We start from the raw sequence: 25,882 nt of genomic DNA on the forward strand, positions 1-25,882 counted from the left end.
TCGTTTTTAGAAACTCTCGATTAACGCGCCGTGGCCGATGCGTTCATCGTGCAGCAGGCATCGCCCGACAGGGTTGCCGGGAGATGTCGCCGCGTGTCTCGAATGTTGCCGGCGTTTATTTCAGCGCGGCGCAGGCCGTCTGGATGCGCGTGCAGGCCTCGCGGAGCAGCGCATCGGACGTTGCGTAGCTGATCCGGAACGCCGGCGAGAGGCCGAACGCGGCGCCCTGCACGACCGCCACCTTGGCGTCGTCGAGCAGATAGCCGACCATCGCCTCGTCGGTATCGATCAGGCGGCCGTTCGGCGTCGTCTTGCCGATCAGCTCGGCGAACGACGGATAGACGTAGAACGCACCCTCCGGGGTGGGGCAGTGCATGCCGTCGATCTCGTTGAGCATCGAGACGACCAGATCGCGCCGGCCCTGGAACGCGGTGTTGCGCTCGGCGAGGAACGACTGGTCGCCGTTGAGGGCGGCGACAGCGGCGGCCTGGGCGATCGAGCACGGGTTCGAGGTCGACTGCGACTGGAGCTTGGCCATCGCCTTGATCAGCCACGATGCGCCGGCGCCGTAACCGATACGCCAGCCGGTCATCGCATAGGCCTTCGAGCAGCCGTTGACGGTCAGCGTGCGCTCGAACAGTTCGGGGCAGGCCTCGGCGATGGTCGCGAACTTGAAGCCGTCATAGACGATGTGCTCGTACATATCGTCGGCGAAGATCCAGACGTGCGGATGCCGCGCCAGCACCGCGCCGAGCGCCTTCAGCTCGTCGATCGTGTAGCCGGCCCCTGTCGGGTTCGACGGCGAGTTGAGGATCACCCACTTGGTTTTGGGCGTGATCGCGGCGTCGAGCGCGGCGGGGTCGAGCTTGTAGCCGACCTCGGGACCCGCCTTGACGATCACCGGCACGCCGCCCGCGAACTGCACGACGTCGGGATAGCTGACCCAGTACGGCGCGGGGATGACGACCTCGTCACCCGGATCGATCGTCGCGACCATCGCGTTGAACAAGGTGTGCTTGCCGCCGACATTCACGCTGATCTGGTCGGTGGTGTAGGTCAGGTTGTTATCGCGCGCGAACTTGGCGACGATCGCCTGCTTCAGTTCGATCGTGCCGTCGACGTTGGTGTATTTGGTCTTGCCGTCGCGGATCGCCTGGATCGCGGCTTCTTTCACGAAGTCCGGCGTGTCGAAATCGGGTTCGCCCGCCCCCAGGCCGATCACGTCGACGCCTGCGCGCTTCAGTTCGAGAACGCGCGACGTGATCGCGAGCGTCGGCGAGGGGCTGATGCGGCCGAGCGCGGCGGATGCGTGCATGGTGTAACCTTTGCGGTTGTCCGCGAGCGTCGCCGCGGAATTCGCGGGCGCTATACGCGCCGATCGGTCGAATTCGCAACCGTAACGATGGCGGGAATGAGCCCGCGGACTGCATTTCCGATGAAGAATCCGGCGGGCAGGTCGGCTCGGGTTAGCGCGGCTTCGCTTGCGCGGCCCGATTCGAGCAGGTCGGCTCGCAATATCCCGGGGAGCAGGCCATGCCGTAGCGGCGGCGTGACGAGTGATTCGCCGCGCTGGACAAACAAGGAGGTGAAGCTGCCTTCGGTGAGGAAGCCGTCGGCGTCCTCAAACAGCACCTCGAACGTCCCCGCGGCTTTCCGCGCGTCGTCGTAGAAGGCGCGGGCGCTTGTTTTGTGGCGGAGCCGGAAGTCGGTCGCGTCGACCGGCAGCGGAACGATCGCGACGGACGCTTGCGCAGGCGAGTGCGGGAGTGGCGCCGCCTCGATCGCAATCGCGCCCGATGGGCTGAGCAACAGGCGGATGCGGCGAGGTCCGCGCAGCCGGAATGTCGCGGCCTGGAGTTCGTTGCGCGCGGTGTGGCGGTCGAAGGTGAAGCCCAAGGCCTGGGCGCTCGCCTTCATCCGCGCGAGATGCGCTTCGAGGCGGGTCAGGCCGGCCTCGGGGTCGAACGCCATCGTTTCGATCAGGTCGAAGCGGCGCTGGCCGGCGGTGACGAACGCGCCCTTGGCATGGCACTCGTCCCATTCGGCGTCGCCCACGCTGTCGGCGACGATGCCCGAGCCGAGACTCATCGTCGCCGCGCCGTCCTGGATCGCTAATGTGCGGATCGCGACGTTGAAGATCGCATCGCCGTTCGCGTCGAAACGACCGATCGCGCCGGTGTAGATGCCGCGGACGCGCGCGTGCTCGACCTCGGCGATGACCTCCATCGCGCGTTGTTTCGGCGCGCCGGTGATCGATCCGCAGGGGAACAGCGCGGTCAGGACGTCGACTGCGTCGCACGTGGATTTCAGCGTCGCGGTGACGGTCGATGTCATCTGGTGGACGGTTGGATAGGTCTCGACGGTGAACAGGTCGGGGACCGCGACGTGGGTGGCAACGCGCGACAGGTCGTTGCGCATCAGGTCGACGATCATCAGGTTTTCGGCGCGTTGCTTGGGGTCGGCCGCGAGCGCCTCGGCGAGCGCGCGGTCGGCCTCGGGCGTGTCGCCTCGCGGCGCGGTGCCCTTCATCGGGCGGCAGGTGAGCGTGTCGCCGTCGAGCGTAAAGAAGAGTTCGGGCGACAGCGACAGGAAGCGCGTCTCGCCGGTGTCGATCAGCGCGCCGTATCCCGCCTTCGCCTGACGCCGTAGCCGGGCGTAGAGCGCGAGCGGGTCGCCGACGAACGGGACGGTGGCGGCAAAGGTGAGGTTGGCCTGGTAGATGTCGCCGGCCGCGATCAGGTCGAGCACGCGCGTCAGGCTGGCGTCGTAGGTGTCGCGGTCGATCAGCGGCTGGGGCGCACCAGTCCACGCGCCCGCGGGGTCGGGGAGCAACGCGGCGACGTCTTCGGGCGCTATCGTCCGGTATTCGGCAAACAGGCCGAACCAGAGCAGCGGGGCTTCGGTGCGGACGTCGACCGGCCTCGACGCGAGTGCGGCGCCGGCTTCATAGGTAAGATACCCGGCGGCGTGCAGCCCTTCCTTGCAGGCGTCGCGGAGTGCGTCGAGTGCGGGGAGGATTTCGGCGAGCGTATCGGCGCGGACGATCCGGACGGGGTCGCGGTACACTCGCGCCGGGGCGCCTGCCACGCGGGCATCATCGAGCAACACGTAGGGCGCGGTCCACATCGCCTTCACTGTTGCACGGGCGATGGGGTAAACCGCAAGCGGCGATTGCTCCAACCGACGCGCCATCCTATTTCGAGGGCATGACAAATCCTCCCCTCCGCGCTGCGATCGTGCCCGTCACGCCGATCCAGCAGAACTGCACGATCATCTGGTGCACCGCGACGATGAAGGCAGCGGTGATCGATCCGGGCGGCGACCTGCCGCGGATCATGGCGGCGGTCGAACAGGCGGGGGTCACGGTCGAGAAGATCCTGCTGACGCATGGGCATATCGATCATGCGGGGGGCGCCAAGCGGCTGTCGAACGACCTCGGCGTACCGATCGAGGGGCCGCATGAGGCGGATCGCTTCTGGTTGCAGCGGCTCGATCAGGATGGGCCGAAATACGGGATTTCGGGGGTCAATTTCGAGCCGGACCGGTGGCTGGTCGAGGGCGACACGGTGTCGGTCGGTGATCTCGTGCTCGATGTGTACGAGACGCCGGGGCACACCGAGGGTCATGTGATCTTCCACCACGCGCCATCGAAGTTCGCGCAGGTGGGGGATGTGCTGTTCCAGGGGTCGGTCGGGCGATCGGATATGCCTGGGGGGAATCACCAGGTGCTGGTGAAGTCGATCGTCGAGAAGCTTTGGCCGCTGGGGAGCGATACGAGCTTTATCCCGGGGCATGGGCCGGCGAGCACGTTCGCGCATGAACGGGCGACGAATATGTTCGTTAGCGATCGGGCTTTGGCGGGGTAACGGCTGCCCTTGCGCCTCCCCGCGAACCTTCTTGTTCTCCCGCGAAGGCGGGAGAACAAGAAGAAACGCGTCCCTTACAATCACTCCACCCCGGCGAAGGCCGGGGCCTAATTGGAAAGGTTGCTGTAACGGAGCGTAACCCACGCCAATCTACCATCCCCAATTGGGCCCCGGCCTTCGCCGGGGTGGTTACCCACGCGGTGAGAGGTCCTACTTTCGCTCCCCCACCGTCTCAGCCCGCACCGACTTGAACTCCGACCCATCGCGCCATTCCGGCCACAACCGGCTGTTCGCCAGCTTAGTCCCGATCGTCTTGAACAAATCCACATCCTGCGCCGCCCCACGCAGGTCCCAGTCCGGCCCCCACGCATCACACGTCTGATGATAGCATTTCATATAGCCGTCGAGCCACGCCTGCCCCGCTGTCCGGCCGCCCTTGACCAGATCGGGTGCGCCGCTGATCGCCATCAGCAGCAGCGTCGGCACGCCGCGCCGCGCGACCGAGAAATGGTCGGCGCGGTAGAACAGCCCGCGTTCGGGGAGCGCTTCGGGGGTGATGACGCGGCCTTGCGCCTTGGCGGCATCGCCGAGCATGTCCTCGAGGCTGTTCTGGCCCGCCCCGACCAGCATGACGTCCTTTGCAGGACCAGCCGTCTGGAGGATGTCGAGCGTCAAATTGGCGACCGTCTTGGCGGCCGGATAGACCGGGTTCACCGCATAGGTCTCCGAACCGAGCAACCCGCGCTCCTCGCCGCTCCACAGCGCGAAGACGAGGCTGCGGTCGGTCCGTGGCGCCTTGGCGAAATTGCGCGCGAGTTCGAGGACGCCCGCCACGCCGAGACCGTCGTCGTTGGCGCCGGGGCGGATGGTGCGCCCCTGCGCATCGGGAGCGCCGATGCCGTAGGCGTCCCAGTGCGCGCCGAACATCACGACCTCGTCCGCGTGCTTCGTACCCGGCAGCTTGGCGAGCACGTTCTGGCTTACGGCGGTGTCGTGCTTGACCGGCAGGTGGGTGGTGAACGCCTGCTTCAGCGCGACCGGGCGGAAGTCGCTCCGCCGCGCCGCTTTCCGTAACGCCGCCAGATCGAGGCCGGATGCGGCGAACAAGCGGCTCGCTGCGCCCCCTTCGAGCCAACCCTGGAGCATCACCCGCGATTCGGGATCCTTCCGGACGATATCGTAATTCTCGCCGGCGGGGGCGGTGACGGTGTTCCAGCCGTAACCCGCGCCCGCCGTGTCGTGGACGATCAGCGCACCAACCGCGCCACGTCGCGCGGCTTCTTCGTATTTGTACGTCCAGCGGCCGTAATAGGTCATCCGGCGGTCGCCGAACTTGCCCTTCGCATCGTCGCCGGCGACCGCCTCGAAATCGGGATCGTTGACGAGGAACACCGCGACCTTGCCCTTGAGGTCGAGGCCCTTGAAATCGTCCCAGCCGCGCTCGGGCGCGCTGACGCCATAGCCGACGAACACCATCGGTGCGTTGGCGATCGCGACGCGGTCGACCCCGCGGACCGTGCTGAGATAGACGTCGCGCCCCTGCACCAGCGCGGTGTCGCCGGCACGGACGGTGCCCGAGCCCATCCGGGTGTGGACGAGCGGTACGGGTTGCGTCCAGCTGCCGTTCGGGCCGCCTGGTTGGGCCTTCATCGCCTTGAACTGCGCGATCAACCACGCGATCGTCTTGGTCTCACCCGGCGTCCCGGGCGCACGGCCCTCGAACGAGTCGGAGGCGAGCGTCTTTACGTCGGCGGACAGTCGGTCGGGCGAGACCTGTGCGACGGCCGGTGAGGCAGCCAGCAGTGTGGCGGCACCCCATAAACGAAGCGCGCTCATGCCCGGCCACCCGACGGTACGACCTGGAATGTCTTCGCGGCCGGCACGCTGTTCGCCTGATACGCGATCGTCAGCGCCCAGCCGGCGAGTACCGCCATCAGCGCCCAGGTCGCCAGCGCGCCCCCTGCCCGCGGCACGCTCGACGTCGTCCGGTCCATCCCGAACGCGTGGGCGATTCGCGCGATCACGAACACCGCGCCGGCTATCCACAGCCATAGCGTCGATCCACCGGCGAGTTCGATCAGCCCGATCAGGATCAGGATGAACGGCGCGTATTCGGTAAAGTTGGCATGCGCACGCATCCGCGCCTGCAGCCGCTGGTTGCCATCGTCCCCGATCAGCACGTTATCCTTCACGCGCATCGGCACGATTCGGAAGGCGAGCCACAGGTTGACGACGGCGGCGGCCGCGGCGATCGTCAGCGTTACGGGTAATATCACGGCGTTGCCCCTCGAATATCAGGTCTTTTGTCAGGCGCATGCCCTGCCACTCCGGGCAGAAGCTTGCAACGCGGGGTGAAATCGCTATAGCGCCACGCTTCGCGAGCGTCAGGCCGCATGGGTTGCTTCAGGCGGCCGGCATTCATGTCGGTTGCCTGTATCCCGTGTCCGGACGTACTCGGAGCCCCGACCTTTAGATTGAACAAGGTGCCGAAATGGCCGTCCCCAAAAGAAAAACCTCGCCCTCCAAGCGCGGCATGCGCCGTGGCCACGACTCGCTCACGATCGCGTCGTTCCAGGAATGCCCCAACTGTGGCGAACTGAAGCGTCCCCACAACCTGTGCGGTTCGTGCGGTCACTATAACGGTCGTGAAATCCTCTCGATCGAGGGCTGAGGCTTCCGTCCGGAACCTCTAACTTGAACGAAGGATAAGCGATGCCCGACAGCGGCTGGATCGCGGTCGATGCGATGGGTGGCGATGACGGGCTGGCAGTGATGCTCGCCGGTGTCGCCCGCGCGCGTCATCAATTCGAGGGCATGCGCTTCCTGCTGGTCGGCGACGAAGCTGCGATTCGCGAGGGGCTGAAGGCCCATCCGAACCTGTCGCAGCATTCGGAGATCGTCCACGCGCCGGAAGTCGTCGGGTCGAGCGACAAGCCGACCCAGGCGATTCGTCGCGCCAAGAAGACCTCGATGGGCATCGCGATCGACCTGGTGAAACAGGGTCGCGCCGCCGCCGCCGTGTCGTCGGGCAATACCGGCGCGCTGATGGCGATGGCGAAGCTGTCGTTGCGGATGCTGCCCGGGATCGACCGGCCGGCACTCGCGGCGCGTCTGCCGACGCTCGGTGACACCGACATGGTGATGCTCGACCTCGGCGCGAACACCGAGTGCGATGCGCGCAACCTCGTCCAGTTCGCGATCATGGGCGCCGCCTATGCGCGCACCGCACTCGACATCCCGCATCCCCGCGTCGCGCTGCTGAATATCGGCAGCGAGGACATGAAGGGCACGGACGAGATTCGCGACGCGGCGGCTCAGCTGCGCGCGACGCCCGCCGTGGACATGCAGTTCAACGGCTTCATCGAGGGCGACCGGCTCTCGCGTGGCGAAGTTGACGTCGTCGTGTGCGACGGATTCTCCGGCAACATCGCGCTGAAGACCGCCGAGGGCACCGCGCGATTCGTTGCCGACCTGCTCAAGCGCGCGTTTCGCAGTTCGGTGCGGTCGAAGCTCGGCTTCCTGATCTCGCGGCCGGCGACCGAGTTGCTGCGCGATCACCTCGATCCCAACAATCACAACGGCGCTGTGTTTCTGGGGCTCAACGGCATCGTCGTGAAGAGCCACGGCGGCGCCACCGAGCGCGGCGTCGCAACCGCGATCGGCAACGCGGCCAAGATGGTCCGCAACGATCTGGTGCGGCGCATCGCCGACGATCTCGGCAGCGTGGAGAAGGCGGCATGATTCGCTCGGTCGTCATCGGCACCGGTTCCGCCCTGCCCGCGCGCCGTGTCTCCAACGCCGAACTCGCGGAACAGGTCGATACGAGCGACGAGTGGATCGTCGAGCGCACCGGCATCCGCTTCCGTCACATCGCCGGCGAGGGCGAGACGACCGCGACCTTAGCGGCTGACGCGTGCCGCGCCGCGCTCGCCGCCGCGGGCATCGAGGCCCAGAGCATCGACCTGATCGTGCTCGCCACCGCGACCCCCGACCAGACCTTCCCCGCCAGCGCCACCAAGGTGCAGGCCATGCTCGGCATCAACGATTGCGTCGCGTTCGACGTCGCCGCGGTCTGTTCGGGCTTCCTGTACGCGGTGCAGGTCGTCGACAGCATGATCCGCAGCGGCGTCGCCAAGCGCGCGCTGGTGATCGGCGCCGAGACGTTCAGCCGCATCCTCGATTGGGAAGACCGGACGACCTGCGTGCTGTTCGGCGACGGCGCCGGCGCGATCGTGCTGGAGGCACAGGACACGGCTGATGACGGCGGTCGCGGAATCCTAACGACCAAACTGCACGCGGACGGCCGTCACAACGAGCTTCTCTATGTCGACGGCGGCGTCTCGACGACCGGGACCGTCGGCAAGTTGCGCATGAAGGGCCGCGAGGTCTTCCGCCATGCGGTCACCAACCTGGCGTCCGTGATGACCGAGTCGCTGGCGATGGCCGGGCTGTCGTCGGACCAGGTCGACTGGGTCGTCCCGCATCAGGCTAACGCCCGCATCCTCGACGCGACTGCGCGGAAACTCGGTCTCGCACCTGCGAAGGTGGTCGTGACCGTCGATCAGCATGCCAACACCTCTGCTGCGTCGGTGCCGCTTGCGCTCGACGTCGCGGTGCGTGACGGGCGGATCCAGCAAGGACAGATCGTCGTTCTGGAGGCGATGGGCGGTGGGTTCACCTGGGGTGCGGCGGTTATCCGCTTCTAATCCTTGTGAAACGCTTTGGTTCGCTTGCAGAACAAAGTCCTTCCGGTCGCCTGTCTGCTTGTGTAGGTAGTTCACCGAGTGTGGGAGCTTGCCAATGACGATTACCGGTACTTTGACACGAGCCGATCTGGCTGAATCGCTGCACGGCAACGTAGGATTGTCGCGCGCGGATTCGTCCAAGATCGTCGAACAGATCCTTGCGGAGATGTGTGGCGCCCTGTCGCGCGGCGAAAACGTCAAGATTTCGGGGTTCGGCACGTTCGTGCTCCGCGACAAGGGCGAGCGCGTCGGTCGCAATCCGAAGACGGGCATCGAGGTGCCGATCGCACCCCGCCGCGTGCTGACGTTCCGCGCCAGTCAGATGATGCGTGAGCGCATCGTCGGTGCCGGCTGAATCAATGTCGGGCGACGCCGACGATAGCGGCGCGCCTCCCACTGGAAAAGCCGGCGCAGCGTTTCGAACGATAGGCGAACTGTCTCGCGAGACGGGTTTGCCGCAGCATATCCTGCGCTATTGGGAGACGCGTTTCCCGCAGCTTCGCCCCCTGCAGCGCGCAGGTAATCGGCGTTATTACCGCGCCGAGGACATTGATCTGGTGCGACGGATCGATACGTTGCTCAACCGCGAGGGCTATACCGTGCGCGGCGTCCAGCAGTTGCTGTCGGCGGAGAAGGCCGCGCCTATCGTCCGGGAAACGATCACGTCGCCGATTCCGGCACTGCGCGCCATCCGCGCGCTGCTTGCCGAGGCGCTGATCAAGGACAGCAGCGCAGCCTAGCCGCGTTCGCGTAAAAGCGCGGCCGTAGAAACAATATCCGACGCGATCTCGTCGGTCGAAAAAGGGGGAAGGCCGTGCCCTCCCCCATGCACTCAGGCCTCGCTGCCGAGCGTCTTCTTTTCGGCATCCAATGCTGCCTTGCCGCCCTTGCGAACCGTCTTCGCCGCGCCGTCGGCTGCCTTTTCGACGGTCGAGCCAGCCTTGCGGCCAAGACCGATCGACTTCGCCATCGCCCGGCGCGCTTCCGAATAGGTCGCCGCGACCATCGGATAGTCCGACTTCAGATTGAACCGCTCGCGATACTGCTCTGGCGTCAGGCCATTGGTCGACAGATGCCGACGCAACGTCTTGTACTTCTTGCCATCAAGCATCGAGATGATGTGATCGGGCGATGCCAGCGACTTTCGCACCGATACGGCAGGCTCGGACGCAGACGTCGGTGCAGCTTCGGGCTCGACATCGCCGTTGCCGGTGAGTTTCTCGACCGCAGCATGCATCGCGACGAGAAATGCCGGCACGTCGTCGGCAGCCGTACGCGTATTGGGGTTCGCCAGCCACGCCGCAGTCAGTTCGGCGGCGAGTTCGACCGTGTTGATTGTATCCGTCACGCTATTTCCTTGAATTCGTATTAAGACCCTGTCGCAACTACCGGCGGCTTTGCTGCTGAATAATACCAAGGTATCCAGCATACGCTTTACAGGCCCTTTTGTTCACTTGGCTAATAAAAACATCTTCATGTAGAGATGCTAGTGACGCAATTTTGGCCTATCGCGCCGATAAATGGACCCGGTCGTTGACCTTGCCTTATTCTCGGCTGGGTATTTAATTGAAGAGTTGCTCGACCAAAAGCGATACGACGGACCATCGACGGGATGCTTGTACTGGCCGGCACGCAACGCTCAGCGTAATCGCCGTTGAGCGCGCGATAGCTCCATCGCACTTTCGTCGTCCGATCGCTGGCACCCGCGCGTTCAATCTCGTGCGCGCCACGCCTCCAACTCCGCTAGTCTCGCCGGATCGTGGGGCGCGAGCACTCCTTCGACATAGGAGTTACGCGCGACATTACGCAGCATCTTATGCGCTTCTCCGCTATATCCCGTAGCGATCGCTTAAGGCCTAGATCAACTCGCGAAGAAACTCCTTATCTAGCGCGTCAAGGTCGACACCCAGCGCTTCCCAGAGCCGCAATAATTACGATGCGCCTCGACACCATACTCAACTTGCTTCTCTGCGCGACATTTCAAAGCACTCGAACTAAACGATATGAGCAGCTTAGAGGAGTTATGGAGGCAGGTGTGTGCGACACTGATGCGTCACGAATCGCTCAAGACCACAGCCTAAACGATGATTTGCCGACGATTTTGTAGTTTGGTGCCGCTTACAGGACTCGAACCTGTGACCCCCGCATTACGAAGGCTAGTGACGCGCCGGAATTAATTGAGCGTTTGCATATGCTTATAGGCAGATCTAATGTGTATCGCAGGCGGCACCCAGCCGCTTCCCAGTTTGGGATGAGACGGGCGATCAGCCGTTTCCTAGCGAAAGCGCTTTGGCTTGGGAAAAGCCGAAAAGTCGACCTGCGCTATACCTGCCCGCACGTGATCGCCGATAGCGCATCGCCTCAATCCGACCTAGTGTACGACACCGAAGGCCCCATTCCTCGGGTTGATGACCAAAATGTACGGTTCTATTGCTCGGGCCGTAAAAGTTTATGCGACAAACCAGGTTAGAGGATCGCAGCCGCACAGGTTGTGGACTGTAATGCCGGTTTGTTCCACGGTCTCTGCGTCATTGATCCAGTCACTATCGGTCGCGTTCGCAAGCGGGGCAGCTTCTTGATGTGCCAGTGCGGCGAACTTGCGGTCGCTAGGATCGAAGTTAATTGCCCGAAGGCTTTCGGGCAGGCTCTCGAACTCCCCATCGTCACCGCGGATCAAATCCACCCGCTTCACTCTGTCAGGTGAGCTCTGTAGCACCATCTGATAGAACCGATCGCCCACACCCGGCTGCCCGGAAGGACGCAGGTGCGCTCGGTATTCTGCTTGAATCTCACCTCCTAGATCAAGCAGCACCTTGTCGGACACCGCTACCCTTAAAAGAAAGCGCACGGTCGCTTCTCGGCAGGCTAGCGCGGGTGGTCGCGCTTCTCCATCCTCCGACCGCCCATTAGCGACGATCGGAACGTTTGTATCGACGACCCAGTCCGTCATTAATTTGACTGCTGACGATGAAGTCTCGCTAACTCCGCCTCAGCGGTCTCTATAAATGCGTCACCCATAAAACGATCAGGCCAGTTTTGTATATTACCATAAGTGTCCACTTCCAGCGGCGTCATTATTGAAGATCCGCTTGGCGCATCGCAGAAATACAGTTTTACATTCTCTGACGCAATTGCTTGTTCCGCCATCCGTCGCTGCAGACGAAGTAGTAGATGCTCGGAATGACTTTCAAGAATAACCTGAACATTCCGATGCACTGCAGCCTGAATGATAACATCAGCAAGTCCGGCTTGAGCTAGGGGGTGCAAGTGTATTTCAGGCTGCTCCAAAATTACCGTTGATCCCTCTGGAACATACTGTAGTAGCGTTACAACCGGTAAAACTTGGGAAACCCCAAATCCAACGTCTGTTAGCAACACCTCACTAGCGCCCCTTCTCGTCTGCACCTTCGCCTGCCACCTGTTCGACCCCTCAGCCAACTCTACTACGCTGAAGTTCTCTATGAGCCCCATCTCCCGTAGCCAGTGAGCAATCACTGCTTGGAACGGCCTGTAGTGGGCTCCCGGCCTTAGGTTACGTTGCTCACCTGCGACAGTGGCCGCAAGGATCGCGTCAATCGTCTTCTCGCCCCGTTGACCAACATCGGTTGGGCGTGAGCGCGCCCACAGGTAATCACGCTCCGGATAGACCCGGAGAGGACCGAGATAGTAAATTCTGTCAATCGCCTCTTCATAGGCAGCCTCCAAATCGGAGAGAAAGCTGGCATTCTGATAGTATGTACGGGCCTGATCCGGAAAAGCGTAGGACTTAATTGAAGGCGGCAGCTGCCATTTTCTTCCCTGTGTCCGAAGAAATTTAAAGTCAACTACCTCGCCCTCCACTGCGGACTCCGCTCTCAAGTCGAAGCTATTTTCGTCTGCCTTTCTTCCCGACAGAACAAATCTTGCATTCCCTAGTCTATAAGAGAGTGACCGAGATCTTGGCGCCATAGCTTGAATATCGACTTTGGCGCGAAGCGTTATTTTACGGCTCCGACTAACAACGCCACCACTGGGATTCCTGAGAACAAGTTCCTGAGGCAGACCAAATTTAATGCGCCAATCGACTTCGCGGCTTTCATCGTGCCCATGTATAACATCGCGCATCGTCCCAAGCTTGACGTAATCTCCGTTGAGATCCAGCGATAAGGCGCGATCAGTCGCATCCTTCGTCTGCTTTAGCATCAGAAGAAACTGAATAAGACTTGTCTTACCCGATGAATTTGTGCCAAATAGGCCCGTGATTTGACCGCATGCGAGATTTGCTCGGGACCACGATTTGAAGTTTGTGAACCGAAGTGCTTCGATCATCGTCATCACCAAGTCAGATAGCGCTGCAACCGCTCCGGCTGCCTTGGACCTGTTACACGAGAGTGACGAATGGGCAACTTTTCCGAGCAATATCGTGGTTGATGATGAGCGCGTCGAGACCGTCAAGCGGCTGCTGTTTGAGCACGTGAAGAGCCCATCCCTCCGGCACGTTAAAGACCCTTACATGCTGCTCAAGTTAGCTAAGGACATCGTCAAGAAGCTTGATCGGGGCAACTCGCCCTGGACGAAGTGGACCGGACCTCGCGAGCAACTCGTGGAGTCCGCCACCGCCTGCTGGATTCCGACCGGCGACCTGCAGGACCATCTGAACCGCATGGAAAAGCCGAAGCTGTCGTTCAGCGACGTGGAGCAACGCCTGAAGGCTTTCGCCGAGGAACGCTACAGCGAGTACCCGCGCGACGAACTGCGGGAAGGCTGCCTCGCGGTTTATGAAGGGGAGAAGACGCTGGGGACCGAAATGCCCGCCATCGTTGGCGTGCTGCGGGATCATATCGAGAAGGAGGAAGAGCGACTTCGGCAGGAACAGGACGAGCATTTCCAGCAGCTCAGGGAAGCAGAAGCGGCGGCCGCGGAGCGACGCCTTCTGTCTGGCGCAGACTGCAAGTGGACGCCTCAGCAAGGGACCAAGGACGTTTACTGTCGCGCAAATGGGCGGCTCTTCCGGCTTACAACCACAACCGACAAACGGGTCGAACTGTATCGGGTGGAGGGCCTCGAAGCCGAGAAGGGAGCGCTGCTCGGTCAGTACCTGAGACGCGGCGACGCGACCAAGGCAGTTGCGCAGATCGCGTATCAACCGGAATTTCTGCGATAGTTTAAATGCCCTACCTATCAGCGCTATTGCCCCACCTCAATCAAGCGGAACTGTGGGCAAAGTTGCTGACGTGACCGTAATAATCTCTTGCCGACCACCCGCTCCCGAATGTCACGAGACCGAAACGGCCGCTTCGGACGCTTAAACGGCGCAAGCGGTCTCTTGTCCATATAGGTTACGGCGGCATTCGAGGCATGTAAGGAGGTTACGTAAACGTATCGCTTGCCGTACGCACCTGCTCCCTCCTTTAGACGCTGTTTGCAAAGGCGGGCTAGGCTGCATATGCCGGCCCCACGTCACACGTCACACGTCACACGTCACACGTCACACGTCACACGTCACACGTCACTTTCAATTAAATAGGGCGATATTGCTTGTCGGAGAACATCAAAATTGTCCGCGTTTTTATTGGTTCTCCCAGCGGGCTTGAAGACGAACGGCGCGCAGCGCGCGAAATAGTTCAGGAGGTAAATCAGGCCCATTCAGAGCATTGGGGTTGCCAGTTTAAACTTGTGGGATGGGAAGACACGATCCCTGGCTATCAACGCCCGCAAAGCCTCATCAACGTTGATCTCGACAAATGCCAATATTTTATCGGCATTCTTTGGAACCGATGGGGAACCAAGCCTGATCTTGACGACAGCGGATTTACGTCTGGGTTCGAGGAAGAATTCTGCCGAGCGAGAGACTTGGTCGCTGCGGGATCGATGAAAGATATCGCCCTCTATTTTAAGTCAGTTCATGTTCCCGATGGCCTTGAACCGGGACCGGAAATCAAAAAGGTGAAGGAATTTCGAGCGCAGCGTATCGACGAGAAGCGCATATTCTTCAGCGACTTCGCGGAGACGGTAGACTTCCGTGACCTCATTCGAAACAAGATAACTGAGATTGGGTGGCGTGAATTTGAACTTCATGTACCATATGAGCCCGGTAACAGCGAAGCCGAGCAATCTCCAAAACAAGATACAGATGACAAAGCGCCCGTAGATACCGAGCTTTTTGATCACAAAGTTCTAGATTTCCTAGCCGGGATGTCAAGCCGCACTCGCGAAAGCGAGCAAACGAGCGCTCAAGAGGTTGCAAGATTTCGTCTAATCGCAGCCTCCTTGAAGCGTTCCGGTAATGACGATATTTACCTTGGAAACCATGATGCAAACTTGATGTTCCGATACCGGAAAGAGATATCATTCTCTTCTCAGGAAACTCGGGCCTTGGTGGATTGCGGCATCGTTGGCTTCGATCACCAGAACGTACCTTTATGGCGGTGGCTAGTCTCTATGGGGAACGAAAATAAACCGTTCGAAAGGGTCAAGGTTCTTGCGATTGCTGGGAATACGGAGGAGCGAAGAAATGCAATCAAGCTTCTCCAGATCATTGGGGAGACCACTCCGGAACTTGGGGCTTTTTTCTCAAGGGAGGAAGTCCTCACGGGTTGGTTTGATCCCGAGACGGACAACCAGACAATCGATGTTGCCACCCAGTTTTTAAGCTTCAATGGCACACACGAAGACATCGAGACTATTCGCAAGATTTCGAAAAGTTCCCCGGCCGACAGGAAATCAAATTTTCTTACCATCATTGCATCCATAAAGACCAGACAGTCTCAAGAGGATGCACTTAAGTTCATTTGTGAAAATAACGTCGAGAAGATCTCTGACACATTCATAAACTTGATTTATTCGATCCCTAGCGCTCTATCAACTGATGTCCTTACATTATGCCTCGCTGTAAAATCAGACGGTATCCGGCTTCGTGCTGTTAAGCTTCTCATCGAACGAGGTGAGCTGTCGGAAATAGCAGCTCACAATCTCCTCAGCGACAGCAATCATGAGATTCGGCTTCTGGCGGTGGAAAGCTTTGAGATCGGCAATAACCCACTGCCCGTTGATACCGTAAAAACGGTTTTAATTATAAAACGGGGTAATCGCGGCTTAGGTTTTCTTCAGTCTGCTGAAACTGACTCGACCTATTATGACAAATATTTATCTAACCGATTAAAAGAACTCGATTTCGACAGTTTGAAAGACAAGCTTTTTGAAGCTGGAACTTTTAACGATAAGGAATTATTTGCTCTATACGGTAAGTTTACCAAGAAGCTGTCCGAAGAGATTCGCCAAAACCTACGCGACAAATTTGCATCGATGTTTGAAGCTTCAGTAAAAAGGGTTGAGAATGTCCCCGGACTCGACACGGATTACCGCACCCAAGTCTATCAAATTTGGGACTTCTATCAGAAAAAACTGTGCTCCGGCGCCTTAGCCGTGTTGTGTGGATTGAAGGTCAAAGCTGACATTGGGCTTGTCAGATCGACCATTGATGCCATGGAGATCGAACTTTCACCCGAGCTTCTAGCGTATATCGGAAAGTTCGGTGATTGGTCAGATATTGTTCGTATCGAGCGCCTTAAACCTCCATCGAGCAGCCGACGCGGACTACTTGATTTCTCTTACAATATTTTTGCTGATGAAAAGGCCGCCGCGATCTTTGAGATTGGGAGAAAACGTATAGCCGATCTACTGAACACGGAGCTTTCCGCGCCGTTAAGAAAATCGCTAGCCCATGTTTTCCCAAAGAATATTTTCTCTAGCTTAAGTAACGATGCCATCATTAACGAACTGGACAGAAAAGATGATGAGTATCGCACAATTTTTTCGCTTAGATGTGTTGAAAGCTTACCGAAGGAACGGATTGAAGTAATTCTTGATTTGTACATCGAACGCGATACTCAGCGATATTATAACACGGCACACTGGCTGGATCTTGGCGCGTCTCTGTCAAAAAAGCATGCGAATGCAATTGTTCGCCGCGAGATGGTCCGCCGTTCGCAGTAATACGCGTGCCAGCCACCAAGACTAGAAGAGGATGCCGCTTGAAGGCGTCAGAGCTTCATGTGCCGCCCTTAGCTCAACCGAAGGTCATCGCACGGGGCGACAAACCACGTCTCGCGAATTCAGCCTCGATCGGCGCCAGCAGGCTTACGGGACCGTCCTCCATGCATTGGAAGTAGACCGCTTGCATCTCGGCAGGCCGCAGTTCGGGCAAGATTTCCGCGATTAGGTGGTGCGTCTGGGATAGCGGTTCAGCGCCGCCGCGCATAGACTCGCGTGCATTCTTCATGAGAACAAAGGTGGAACATGACGTCGACCGCGTCAACGCTCGCGATCGGGTCCGTCCGAACGAGGGCTAATGGGGAGGCCCGAAAACCTCCCCGGTCCGTTACTGTCCTTCCGCACGTTTATGATGCGGAACAGAGCCAATGCGGTTCACGCGGCCTAACGCGCAAGACAGTCTTTTCGAACAACGCTGGACATGCGCCTGTCAATGGAGTCGGCTCTGACCACGTCATAGTAACGGGCAACACCAGCGCTATGTCCAGGTAATTTTACCGATTTGTAAACCTATTGCTCTTCGCGCCCGTTCGATAAGCTGCCCCTCAATTTTTAAGGTCGTAGATCCCTTCGGTGCCACGGCGCCAAAGCCTCCCGGTCATATCGGTGAGGTATCTACCAGTCCGCCTTTCGTTGAAGTTCTTCTTTCGAAGCGCCCCCACGATCCTGGCGCGCGTATTGATACCTCGCTCGATGCACCCCCCGATCATCACATGGAGCCGTACGTCCATGGTGGCATGCCGACATGACGCATTGAGGTCGTCGAGCCCGTCGAAGACCGCGGCGACCTCTTCTGGGGTTGAACTAGACGTCAGTACGGTGGCCTGAGATGCACCCCGATCAGGCCGCGTTGTCGGAACTAGGATATTGGCAGCACTACCTACATTATGAGGAACGGGGCTCACGCCAGTATCGGGCGGGACGGCGAACAAATCGATTGGGTTAGAGGTGGCATCGCCATCCGGCATGCGTTCGATGCTACTTACGTCTGGTGACGCGGAGGTGGTCGGGAAGATATCGGCAGGGTCGATACGTATGGTCATGATGTGCTTCCAAAAAAATTTAGGAAGGACCCCGCCCCACGAACCAGCCGAAGCCAGCGCGTGGAGCGGAGTTCAGGTTATGCAGAGCGGGTCTGTTTCGCGGCGCCCGCCTCGACGGCAGCGAGCAGCGTGTCGTTCGCAAGGTGCGAGTACCGAGCGGAGCTGGCGACATTCGCATGCCCCAAGACCTTACCCACCGCGAAGAGATCGACACCCGAGTTCACCATGAAGGACGCCGCTGAATGGCGCAGGTCGTGGATGCGGAGTCCCGGAAGGTCGGCAGTATCCCGCGCGGTCTGCCAGCCGTGCTTGATTGTCGTCAGGTGTTTTGAGGCGTCTTTAGGGCTGGGAAACAGGAAGACGGCCCCTTCGGCATGCGGAAGCCGTTCGATTATGTCGACAGCGGCCTGAGCCAGCGGGACGTGCCGCGATCGCCCCGTTTTCGAGGTCGGTATGTAGAGGCTGCGACGGTCAACCTTCACGTTCTCCCATTTCGTCGACAGCAGCTCGGACACCCGCATGCCGGTGAGTAGAAGCAGCCCGACCACGGAGGCGAGTTGAGGGTTCCTTGACTTCGCCGCCGCCGCGAGCAGGCGCTTCGCCTCTTCGGTCGACAGGAAGCGTTCACGTGCATTGTTCAGCGGCTTGCTCTGCACCCCGCGGACAGGGTTCGTCACGCACCCGGCAACTTGCCAGCGTATGCCAAGCTCGAACGACCGGCCAAAGATCGCCTTGATCTTGATCACTGTCGCAGGTGCTAGACCTTCGTCGCGCTTTGCTGCCAGCCATTGAGCAACCGCGCGACCATCGATGTCGGTCAGCCGGACCCTCCCCCACTTGGGAATGATATGCCGCCGGACGTACATCTCGGTCGTGTCATATGACTTCTGGTGCAGTTTTGCGTCCGCAAGGTGCATAGCCGACAGCTCAGAGTACAGCGGGATGGCCTTGACCGCAGCCTTCACCGCTGCTGGATCACCCCCGAGGGTTACCTCGGATCGCAGCTGCCGTGCCTTACGGCGGACTTGATCGAACGTCGCATCCTCGACCTTGGCAAGCTTGACCTGGCACTGGCGGCCTTGCGGATTCTGATAACGAAGATGCCATGTGCTTCCGGATGGGCGGACCTCCAGGAGTAGGCCAATGCAATTCGTTCCGTCATCGTAGTAATCGACCTTGCGCTTGCCCTCCTCGCATCGAGCAGTGAGCGCGAACGCAGCAGACAGTTTGGCCTTTGGCATGTTGGATTCCTTGTGAGGGTGTGGATGGCGCACGTCGCCAGAGCGGCCCGAGGGGGCACACGGCGACGGCGGCTTAGGGTCCAGCATTCGCGGGGACGAATGAGTGCCCAGAGAGCCCGAGAGGGGGGCAGAGGGGGGGGCGCGCGGCGGCCGCCGAACGCGGTCACTGTGCGGCGGGAGAGCAGCGCGCACGCGGCGAGCCGTGGTAGGGGGGGGTGGGGGTAGAGGTTCGGCCCTGTTGTTGCCGTTTTAGGCGTCGGTCATTTATAGAGTTTCCCCTACCCCCCCCCCTTTTGATGGCGGAGTCCACGCGCCGCCGCCGGATCAGCGCAGAGGCGCCCTCGTCAGTATTTGTCTTCGACCTGTGCCCGTGCCCGTGCCGCCTTGACGTGGTCTGGGACCATGGCTTCGCCGTCGACTTCGACCCACGGCACTCGCCACTTCATGGTGCCTTGGATCTTTTTCGGTGGACCGAGCAGTGCCCGGAGTGCCGCCCCTGCCTCGCGCGCGCTCGGGACAGTGGTTGGGAACCCAAGCTTCTCTGCGACATCCGTTGCCGACAGTGCTGGCAGACCGTCTGCGCCGATACGTGTATGATCGATCGCATCGGCAAGCTTCTCTGCAACCGGGCTCACGGAGGCATGGAGGCTGTTCAGTTCGTCGAGGAGACCCTCCTCGTTGTCCTGGAGCCACCATATCTCGCCGGCTTCGACCTCCGCGGCGAGTTGAGCGAACACCTGCTGCATGTTGATTGTGTGGGTGTAATCGAGCTTGGTGACCGGAATGGTCCAGAAGCGTGTGTTGCCCGTTGGGTCTTGCAGGAACTGGTGCTCGTTCACGGTGGCGGCGAACACCGTGCGACGCGGATAGCTCGCTTCCCGACGATCATACGGCCGCCGCACTCGGTCGTGATCGTCCGTCAGGAAGCCCTTCAGGCGAGCGAGATCCTTCTTGAACGAGCTGTCCAACTCTCCCAGTTCCACGATGGCGTAGCAAATGGCACCGATGACCGAGTCCTTGTTGGACGCGTCCATGTGGTGGCCTAGCTTGACGACTGAGTCCGCCAGCGCGGTGTCTGAAATTAGCGCTTTTATCCAGCTCGACTTGCCCATCCCCTGCGCACCTTGCAGGGTCAGGACGCCGCGACTGCGAAAGCCCTCGCGTGTTGCCGCCGCCGCAATGCTGCGCAGCCATTTCTGCAGTAGCACTTCCTTCAAATTGTTGGGGTAATCCGGTTGCGCCGTGACGGTGGCAAAGACTTCCGCCATTCGATCTACACCGTCCCAAGGTACGCTGCGTATCCAGTCGCGCATTGGATTATATGCATCCCGGTTCGCAATGACCTCGACGAACCCAGGTATGTTGCCGGTCGGCATATGATGTTCCGCACCAAGGCTGACTATGTACGCGAGCGTGACGTTATCGATATTGTCGTTCGATCCTGTTCGGCCGGGAACTGTGACTTCGTCACGTTTGCTTACTTCGTTGTAGCGGACTTTGATGCCCGCGTGTTTGAGCAAATGATCGACATTTGCAATCGTGGCTGGTGGACGATCCGACCTTGGCGCTGGTCGATCCGGAAACGGACCGATCACGTTGGTGTTTCTTTGCATTATCCTGTCCTCACAGGTTGAAGCCGGCGACTTGGGCCGGCAGTTCGATTGGAGCATTTTGCTCCGAATCTGTGCCCGCGCGGATGCACCGAACGACACCTTCCGTTGCCGCGTGACGTGCACCGCGCAAAACACGGTGTTACTGGTCAACAATGTCAAACAGCGGCGCGGACCCGAAGGCTGGCGCCGTGGTGACAAGGTGAATATCGCTGTGAGGAGGCTTACCTTCCGCGCGAGCGACATCACCTCGTCAGGGAGGCGATCGGTCTCAAGGCCCGCACATTGCGGAAGGGTACACACGGTTTAATTCCGCGTGGACGATGTAAATGTCTATCGTCGGTTATAGTTGCAAGTGAGCAGTCTGTTATTTGTTTGCCCTCAGCCGCAACAGGACGGCGGGCGCACGTGATGACTTCGAAATGTGTCTTTTCAAGCCGCCGATCACGACAGCAGTAACGCCGATCGCACCGAGCGCCGCGGCACATACCGCTGGAGCGTTGATCGCGAGCAGCAGCATGCCGAGGCAGAACGCAAACCCGAACGTCTCACGGGGATGGCTGATCGCACCCATCAGCGCGAAGATGAGCAGCGCCATGCTGAGTGCGGCAACGAGGGACTGCGCAATGCCGAGCACGGCGCACGCTGTCAGGAAGGTGATGAACTCTTTCATGGTCAAATTCCTTGGCTTTAAGCCGCGTAGTGGCGGCAGAGGGTAACCAGTTCGGGGAGAATGCCGTCGGCGTCGGGCACCAGCAGGATGCAGGCGTACGTCGAGCCCATCGTCCACACGCTGCGAAACACGCCGTCGCGTACCGACAGGTGATCCCAACCGGGTGCGTAGCCGGGCTGACCGAAGCGGACATTTGAGATCGGATCGACGAGCGGCGAGAACCCAACTTCCCGTTTGATGTCGGCTTCGGTGTCACCGGGCTGAACCAATGCGATGTCCGTCCAGTCGGTCAGGTCGTGTTCGCCCGCCGTGAGGAGAGCCAGTTCGGCCTCCAGCGCGGCGCGCACGGGCGGATCGAGATGATGTGGAGAGACAGCCGCCGCCGAAGCGCGGTCGTGTATCAAGATCATGGCGAGATTCCTTCGGGCAAAAAAATAGCGCCCAAGGCAGGTTGCCTGGACGCTTCGGGTCGATTGGTAGTGGGTCGTTTAGGCGGTGGTTAGGTGGTCTCGACAAAGGGCGAGCAGCCGTGGGTTGGTATCTGGCCGATCAGGAACGAGAAGAATTTCGCCGTAGCCCTCATCCGTCAGCACGAAGGCCAGCTCGAACCAGCCGCCGTGGTGCTCGATCCATTCCCAAGACCCTACGAACGCAGGATCATCGAAGCGGCGTTCGTCCACGAAATTGACGTCTACGGCGAAGCCAAGGCTCTCGTTTACCTCTTCCATTCCATCCCCCGGCTCTACGACATGGAAGTGCGCGAGGTCGCCCAGTTCGACGTCCGGCTCGGTGTCGTCTTCGAGCTGCCGGGCACGGAGAGCGAGCAAGTCGCGCAGGGCGGGATCGAGGGCAGCGTTGTTGATGGCCGCTTCGACGGCGGCCCGGTTGGTCAGTGACAGCATGCTGATCTCCAATGAAAAAGGCCTCCGCGAACTAGTCGCAGAGGCCTCGGGGTGGTTTTGGTAGTGTTCGTTAAACGAGCGCTTCGAGAGGGCCCGGCGGTGCTGCTAAAACGGGCGATTGCGACCGACCATTTCAGTCGCCCTCTCCGTCAACACGGTGTCGCTCATTTTATCGCGCTGGGATCATCTACTGCATTTGCCAGTGGCTCTTCCTCTTCGCCGTCGGCATACGTCTTGCGGCAATCAGCGTGGGCTTCCTCTGCGTCACCGTCGTAATGCCATCCTTCCTTGTCCTTTATCAAATGGCTTTGGCTATCACCCGTGTACCCGCCCATAGAGTTCTTAGCGTTTGTGGTCAGACACGCTTTGCCGGTTCCACTATTGAAGTAATACTCTCCAAACTTGGCAGACTCCGGATCTTTTAAAGCTTCTCGAACAGTTTTCTCTGCGTCGGACCTCCCGCTGCAGGCGGTCAGAACGAGTGGTATTGCCAGCAGGACGGCGATAACTTTTTTCTTCATGATGATTCCTTTGCAAAAATGAGATGTCAGCGCTTCCAGGTTGCAGTCGCGAAGGCACGGCAAGCAGTGCGCCCCTTGAGGATGTTGCGACCGGTCGAGACACGGATGGTCTGTTCGTTGATCGGCTCGATCTCGCGACCACGGGTTTTGGCTTCATCGTAGGCGCGGGCCGTGACCAGCGATCGGCACGCCACCATCAGCGCGTCCGCCTCAGGGACGAACTGATAGCGCGAGTAGCGGACCTCGACGCTGAACCCTTCCGCGGTGTCCTTGATGGTGAGGTGGGCGTTCTTGTCGGCAACCTCGGTCAGAGGATGGGACACGTCTGCAGGATGGGTGCAGGCTGCAACGAAAAGGGCTGCGCTCAGGACGAGCGTCTTCGTCTTCATAGTCATGGTATTCTCCCGGTTGATGTGATGCGGACGCGACAAAGGGCGTCAGGACGCGAGTGCGCTGACGTATGGCTTTGATGCGTTCATTGGACTGCCCCCTAGCGGGGCGACGTGCGGCTCAGATCTTGCGCCACCCCTATGTCCTCTCGGGGCGACGACCGAAGCCGGATGTTGGTAACCCTGGCAATGCACAGAGCGCATGCGCCTTTACCGGTGGAACCAGCTGGACATGCGCGCATGCCACCCGGCCACCTGAATCAGGCGTCCGAGTTACATTGCAGAGGGGTTACCACGCCCCACCCCCTGGCTTTCACAGGGGGTGAAGCGATCATGCGCAGAGCACTGCACGTTCGCAATAGCTGTTTGCATACTTGATAGGTCATTACCGCTGTCCTATCTGAATAAGATACCTCGCTTCTCGCGCGCGGAACGCGATCAAATGGGACGCGAGGCGATTGCGACGCTAGCGTATCGCTTCCAAGCGCGTTGAGGGCGATTAATGGCAATACCCGACTACCAGGCTCTGATGCTTCCGGTGCTTCAGGACGCGGCCTTTGCTGAAACGCGTGTGCCAGCGGCGGCTGAGCGGATCGCCGATAGTCTTGGTCTGACAGATGCGGAGCGCGAGGAGCTGCTGCCGAGCGGGCGCCAGCGCGTGCTCCACAACCGGCTGCACTGGGCCAAGTTCTACATGACCAAGGCGGGCCTGATCGACAGTCCCAGTCGCGGTCGGTTTATCGCGAGCAAAGAGGGTCGCGCCCTGTTGGCTCAAGGGCAGATTTCCATCAACATCGATGTTCTGAACACGTTTCCGTCGTTCCGCGAGTGGTACCAGAAGACGGGAGAGGCCGCGGGGGAGGAGGAGCCAGCTACGAAAGCGGCCGTAGCGTCGGAGGCTACGCCCGAGGAGCAGATCGACGCTGCTTATGCGACAATCCAGTCGGTGCTCAAGGCCGACCTACTGCAGCGAGTGCTGGGGCAGACGCCTGCCTTCTTCGAGCGGCTGATCGTCGACCTGCTGGTCGCCATGGGGTACGGCGGCACGCACGACCGCGCCGCCCTCCAAATCGGTAAGAGCGGCGATGGTGGAGTGGACGGTGTAATCGATGAGGATCGTCTTGGCCTTGATCGTATCTACGTCCAGGCAAAGCGGTACGCGCTGCACGTCGGCGTGGGCCGTCCGGAGATACAGGGTTTCGTTGGGAGCCTAGTAGGACTCGGCGCGACCAAAGGCGTGTTCGTTACCACATCGACCTTCAGCGCGCCTGCCGTCGAGTATGTCCGGCACATTCCGCAGCGAGTGATCTTAATCGACGGTGAGCGCTTGGCTGCCTTGCTGACCGAGCATGACGTCGGCGTGCGCGTAAGCCGCGTCATCGCTGTCAAGCGGATCGATGAAGATTTTTTCGCTGATGAGTGACTCTACTTCTCCGAAACCGGATTTAGACGTAATGCTCCCGTAAAGCCGAGCCTAACTTTTAGGAAACGGTCGATATGCTACGAAGTCGAGAGGAAAGCACTTATTGCTTCTTCGGCAAGGTCGCTTAACTGATTTTCTAGCTCGTCCGCCTCGGCCCATCGTTTGTACGCAAACTGAACGAGAGCCCCCAAACGTCCCTCGAATTCTTGATCAAAGCGTGGGATCTTCATATCCAGAAGGTCTTCTACTTCGATATGCGGAATGCTCGACCCGTACGCGAGCGACTTTATTCGCGGACGCCCTAGCCGCTCATCTGACAAACAAAGATGAAGGTATCCGGGATCTAGATTCTCCCCCGCAACAATCCTAATGATATCATCGGTAACGACTTTGCCCGCGTGGTTCGCAGTAGCCAACGCTACTGATCCCAACAGGCCGTACACCTGCCCCGACCTGGACATAAGGAGCCAATTCTCTTCGACAAATCCACCATTCCTGTCCACAATAGCCTCAGCGGATATTCTACGCCTCGGATCGGGATTGATTTCAAAAATTGAAGAACTGTCGACTAGATAAACTCCCTCCTCGGCCGGAACACGACGAAATCTGTTCGGCAACCAAACTTGGCATTCGAGATCACGAAGGCTTTGCATTCGCACCGCGCCTAAGGCTAAATTCTGCTCAATACTCATCGTACGCGGGTTGACGCTAGTTGCGTCAAAACGACGACGCCCAGATACCAGAGCCCGACTTGAAACGTTGAAGCCGCTCTCACCATTATCTTCGATTAAGTTGGTTGTCTCAAACGCACCTTGAAATCCGGCCTCTGCCGACACAATCGCGGCGGCAGCTTCATTCCGTGCCGAGATCACTTCTTTGAAATTTCGCTGACATTGGTCACGTATTTCCTGAGAAGGACATTCAATAAACGGCATTGAGTCTAGATGACCGACCTCCAAGTGCTTGATCATGTGACCATACTGAGCGGAAGTCATCATAGCCCGAATCGTCGGCGCCCTCAGGTACGCATAGATCCAACCTTGATCCCGTTCATCAATCGCTTCGATGCGAAGCAAATCGTGCGAGATTAGTGTGTCCGACACGCTGCTGAAAGCGGGAGTTGCACGCCCCACGCTGCCCGAGCACGTCAGCATGATTGTGCCTTCCCTGACATAACGCTCGACGTAATCACCCGTTCGGTTCAGCGACAGCCATTTTCGGGCGACCGGACGGACGTCAAAGACTTGGGTAGCAGCTAGAAATGGCGTACCGAACTCCGGCGACACCTGGATACCCTTCAGTCTGCCCGGCTGCCATGTCCGAGCGAATTTAACCATCTCCTTCCAACCCCGCCGTTTCGCACGAATTGCCTGCCGAGTAGCAAAGCCCGATCCCAAGAAGCTTTCAGCCTCCATCCTACGATCACCGGCAAATAGCA

The 25,882-nt window shown here is 59.8% G+C and carries 26 protein-coding genes; 9 read left to right on the forward strand and 17 right to left on the reverse strand.

The genetic code is table 11. The features are described from left to right. Positions 1-115: 115 nt before the first annotated feature. Together IFT67_RS09980 and pabB are read right to left on the reverse strand one after the other, a co-directional pair. Positions 116-1,315, reverse strand: coding sequence for a pyridoxal phosphate-dependent aminotransferase (locus tag IFT67_RS09980; RefSeq protein ID WP_056054414.1), 1,200 nt, complete (start codon positions 1,313-1,315; stop codon positions 116-118). A gap of 50 nt (positions 1,316-1,365) precedes the next feature. Continuing rightward, complete coding sequence (gene pabB, locus IFT67_RS09985) at positions 1,366-3,126, reverse strand: aminodeoxychorismate synthase component I (RefSeq protein WP_192146932.1); 1,761 nt, start codon at positions 3,124-3,126, stop codon at positions 1,366-1,368. An 80-nt stretch (positions 3,127-3,206) separates the two neighbouring features. On the opposite strand from pabB, the gene IFT67_RS09990 reads away from it, so the two are divergent. Beyond that, positions 3,207-3,866 carry an MBL fold metallo-hydrolase gene (locus IFT67_RS09990; RefSeq protein WP_192146934.1) on the forward strand — a complete coding sequence of 220 codons (660 nt, stop codon included), beginning with the start codon at positions 3,207-3,209 and terminating at the stop codon, positions 3,864-3,866. A 210-nt stretch (positions 3,867-4,076) separates the two neighbouring features. Here the strand turns inward: IFT67_RS09990 and IFT67_RS09995 are convergent, their stop codons facing one another. Both IFT67_RS09995 and IFT67_RS10000 read right to left on the reverse strand, forming a co-directional pair. After that, entirely contained in the window at positions 4,077-5,702 is a 1,626-nt protein-coding gene (locus IFT67_RS09995; RefSeq protein ID WP_192146936.1) for a M28 family metallopeptidase, read from the reverse strand. Beyond that, entirely contained in the window at positions 5,699-6,142 is a 444-nt protein-coding gene (locus IFT67_RS10000; protein WP_192146938.1) for an MAPEG family protein, read from the reverse strand. Before IFT67_RS10000 ends, IFT67_RS09995 begins: the two co-directional genes overlap by 4 nt. 215 nt (positions 6,143-6,357) lie before the next feature. Between IFT67_RS10000 and rpmF the strand changes: the two genes are divergently transcribed. From rpmF to IFT67_RS10025, 5 genes are all read left to right on the forward strand, one after another. Further along, positions 6,358-6,537: a 50S ribosomal protein L32 gene (gene rpmF / locus IFT67_RS10005; RefSeq protein ID WP_056054400.1), complete on the forward strand. Its 180-nt coding sequence runs from the start codon at positions 6,358-6,360 to the stop codon at positions 6,535-6,537. A 41-nt stretch (positions 6,538-6,578) separates the two neighbouring features. Beyond that, entirely contained in the window at positions 6,579-7,607 is a 1,029-nt protein-coding gene (gene plsX, locus IFT67_RS10010; RefSeq protein WP_056054397.1) for a phosphate acyltransferase PlsX, read from the forward strand. Continuing rightward, positions 7,604-8,572 carry a beta-ketoacyl-ACP synthase III gene (locus tag IFT67_RS10015; RefSeq protein WP_192146940.1) on the forward strand — a complete coding sequence of 323 codons (969 nt, stop codon included), beginning with the start codon at positions 7,604-7,606 and terminating at the stop codon, positions 8,570-8,572. Before plsX ends, IFT67_RS10015 begins: the two co-directional genes overlap by 4 nt. A gap of 94 nt (positions 8,573-8,666) precedes the next feature. Next, positions 8,667-8,966 (forward strand): integration host factor subunit alpha, encoded by a 300-nt coding sequence (locus IFT67_RS10020; RefSeq protein WP_107963972.1) that lies wholly within the window; start codon positions 8,667-8,669, stop codon positions 8,964-8,966. Positions 8,967-8,970: 4 nt separating this feature from the next. Continuing rightward, entirely contained in the window at positions 8,971-9,351 is a 381-nt protein-coding gene (locus IFT67_RS10025; RefSeq protein WP_192238649.1) for a MerR family transcriptional regulator, read from the forward strand. A 92-nt stretch (positions 9,352-9,443) separates the two neighbouring features. Here the strand turns inward: IFT67_RS10025 and IFT67_RS10030 are convergent, their stop codons facing one another. From IFT67_RS10030 to IFT67_RS10040, 3 genes are all read right to left on the reverse strand, one after another. Beyond that, the gene (locus tag IFT67_RS10030) at positions 9,444-9,959 is read right to left on the reverse strand and encodes a Ros/MucR family transcriptional regulator (RefSeq protein ID WP_342450600.1); all 516 of its coding nucleotides are present in this window, start codon (positions 9,957-9,959) and stop codon (positions 9,444-9,446) included. 1,101 nt (positions 9,960-11,060) lie between these two features. Next, positions 11,061-11,435 carry a hypothetical protein gene (locus IFT67_RS10035; protein WP_192146944.1) on the reverse strand — a complete coding sequence of 125 codons (375 nt, stop codon included), beginning with the start codon at positions 11,433-11,435 and terminating at the stop codon, positions 11,061-11,063. A gap of 125 nt (positions 11,436-11,560) precedes the next feature. Then, on the reverse strand, positions 11,561-12,925 hold the full coding sequence (locus tag IFT67_RS10040) for an AAA family ATPase (protein WP_192146946.1): 1,365 nt from the start codon (positions 12,923-12,925) through the stop codon (positions 11,561-11,563). Between IFT67_RS10040 and IFT67_RS10045 the strand changes: the two genes are divergently transcribed. Together IFT67_RS10045 and IFT67_RS10050 are read left to right on the forward strand one after the other, a co-directional pair. Beyond that, the gene (locus IFT67_RS10045) at positions 12,888-13,754 is read left to right on the forward strand and encodes a hypothetical protein (protein ID WP_197983023.1); all 867 of its coding nucleotides are present in this window, start codon (positions 12,888-12,890) and stop codon (positions 13,752-13,754) included. The genes IFT67_RS10040 and IFT67_RS10045 overlap by 38 nt on opposite strands. Positions 13,755-14,128: 374 nt before the next feature. Beyond that, the gene (locus tag IFT67_RS10050) at positions 14,129-16,585 is read left to right on the forward strand and encodes a DUF4062 domain-containing protein (protein ID WP_192146948.1); all 2,457 of its coding nucleotides are present in this window, start codon (positions 14,129-14,131) and stop codon (positions 16,583-16,585) included. A 73-nt stretch (positions 16,586-16,658) separates the two neighbouring features. Here IFT67_RS10050 and IFT67_RS10055 read toward each other — a convergent pair whose 3' ends face one another. The 9 genes from IFT67_RS10055 to IFT67_RS10095 form a co-directional block, all read right to left on the reverse strand. Continuing rightward, positions 16,659-16,871 carry a hypothetical protein gene (locus IFT67_RS10055; RefSeq protein WP_192146950.1) on the reverse strand — a complete coding sequence of 71 codons (213 nt, stop codon included), beginning with the start codon at positions 16,869-16,871 and terminating at the stop codon, positions 16,659-16,661. A 316-nt stretch (positions 16,872-17,187) separates the two neighbouring features. Next, complete coding sequence (locus tag IFT67_RS10060) at positions 17,188-17,685, reverse strand: hypothetical protein (RefSeq protein ID WP_192146952.1); 498 nt, start codon at positions 17,683-17,685, stop codon at positions 17,188-17,190. 77 nt (positions 17,686-17,762) lie between these two features. Then, entirely contained in the window at positions 17,763-18,926 is a 1,164-nt protein-coding gene (locus tag IFT67_RS10065) for a site-specific integrase (RefSeq protein ID WP_192146957.1), read from the reverse strand. A gap of 344 nt (positions 18,927-19,270) precedes the next feature. Beyond that, entirely contained in the window at positions 19,271-20,539 is a 1,269-nt protein-coding gene (locus IFT67_RS10070; RefSeq protein ID WP_192146959.1) for a VapE domain-containing protein, read from the reverse strand. A gap of 364 nt (positions 20,540-20,903) precedes the next feature. Next, positions 20,904-21,209, reverse strand: coding sequence for a hypothetical protein (locus IFT67_RS10075; protein WP_192146961.1), 306 nt, complete (start codon positions 21,207-21,209; stop codon positions 20,904-20,906). A 17-nt stretch (positions 21,210-21,226) separates the two neighbouring features. Then, a complete protein-coding gene (locus tag IFT67_RS10080) occupies positions 21,227-21,619 on the reverse strand; it encodes a hypothetical protein (RefSeq protein WP_192146963.1) in 393 nt (130 codons plus the stop codon). A 78-nt stretch (positions 21,620-21,697) separates the two neighbouring features. Further along, positions 21,698-22,111, reverse strand: coding sequence for a hypothetical protein (locus IFT67_RS10085; RefSeq protein ID WP_192146965.1), 414 nt, complete (start codon positions 22,109-22,111; stop codon positions 21,698-21,700). 164 nt (positions 22,112-22,275) lie between these two features. Next, positions 22,276-22,632: a hypothetical protein gene (locus IFT67_RS10090; RefSeq protein WP_192146967.1), complete on the reverse strand. Its 357-nt coding sequence runs from the start codon at positions 22,630-22,632 to the stop codon at positions 22,276-22,278. 26 nt (positions 22,633-22,658) lie between these two features. Further along, positions 22,659-23,021: a hypothetical protein gene (locus tag IFT67_RS10095; RefSeq protein ID WP_192146969.1), complete on the reverse strand. Its 363-nt coding sequence runs from the start codon at positions 23,019-23,021 to the stop codon at positions 22,659-22,661. A gap of 502 nt (positions 23,022-23,523) precedes the next feature. Here IFT67_RS10095 and IFT67_RS10100 point away from each other — a divergent pair. Then, the gene (locus IFT67_RS10100; protein ID WP_192146971.1) at positions 23,524-24,444 is read left to right on the forward strand and encodes a restriction endonuclease; all 921 of its coding nucleotides are present in this window, start codon (positions 23,524-23,526) and stop codon (positions 24,442-24,444) included. Between the two features lie 77 nt (positions 24,445-24,521). Here the strand turns inward: IFT67_RS10100 and IFT67_RS10105 are convergent, their stop codons facing one another. After that, a complete protein-coding gene (locus IFT67_RS10105) occupies positions 24,522-25,781 on the reverse strand; it encodes a restriction endonuclease subunit S domain-containing protein (RefSeq protein WP_192146972.1) in 1,260 nt (419 codons plus the stop codon). Positions 25,782-25,882: the final 101 nt, after the last annotated feature.

This window comes from Sphingomonas sp. CFBP 13728 (genome assembly GCF_014841895.1).
Taxonomy (GTDB): Bacteria; Pseudomonadota; Alphaproteobacteria; order Sphingomonadales; family Sphingomonadaceae; genus Sphingomonas.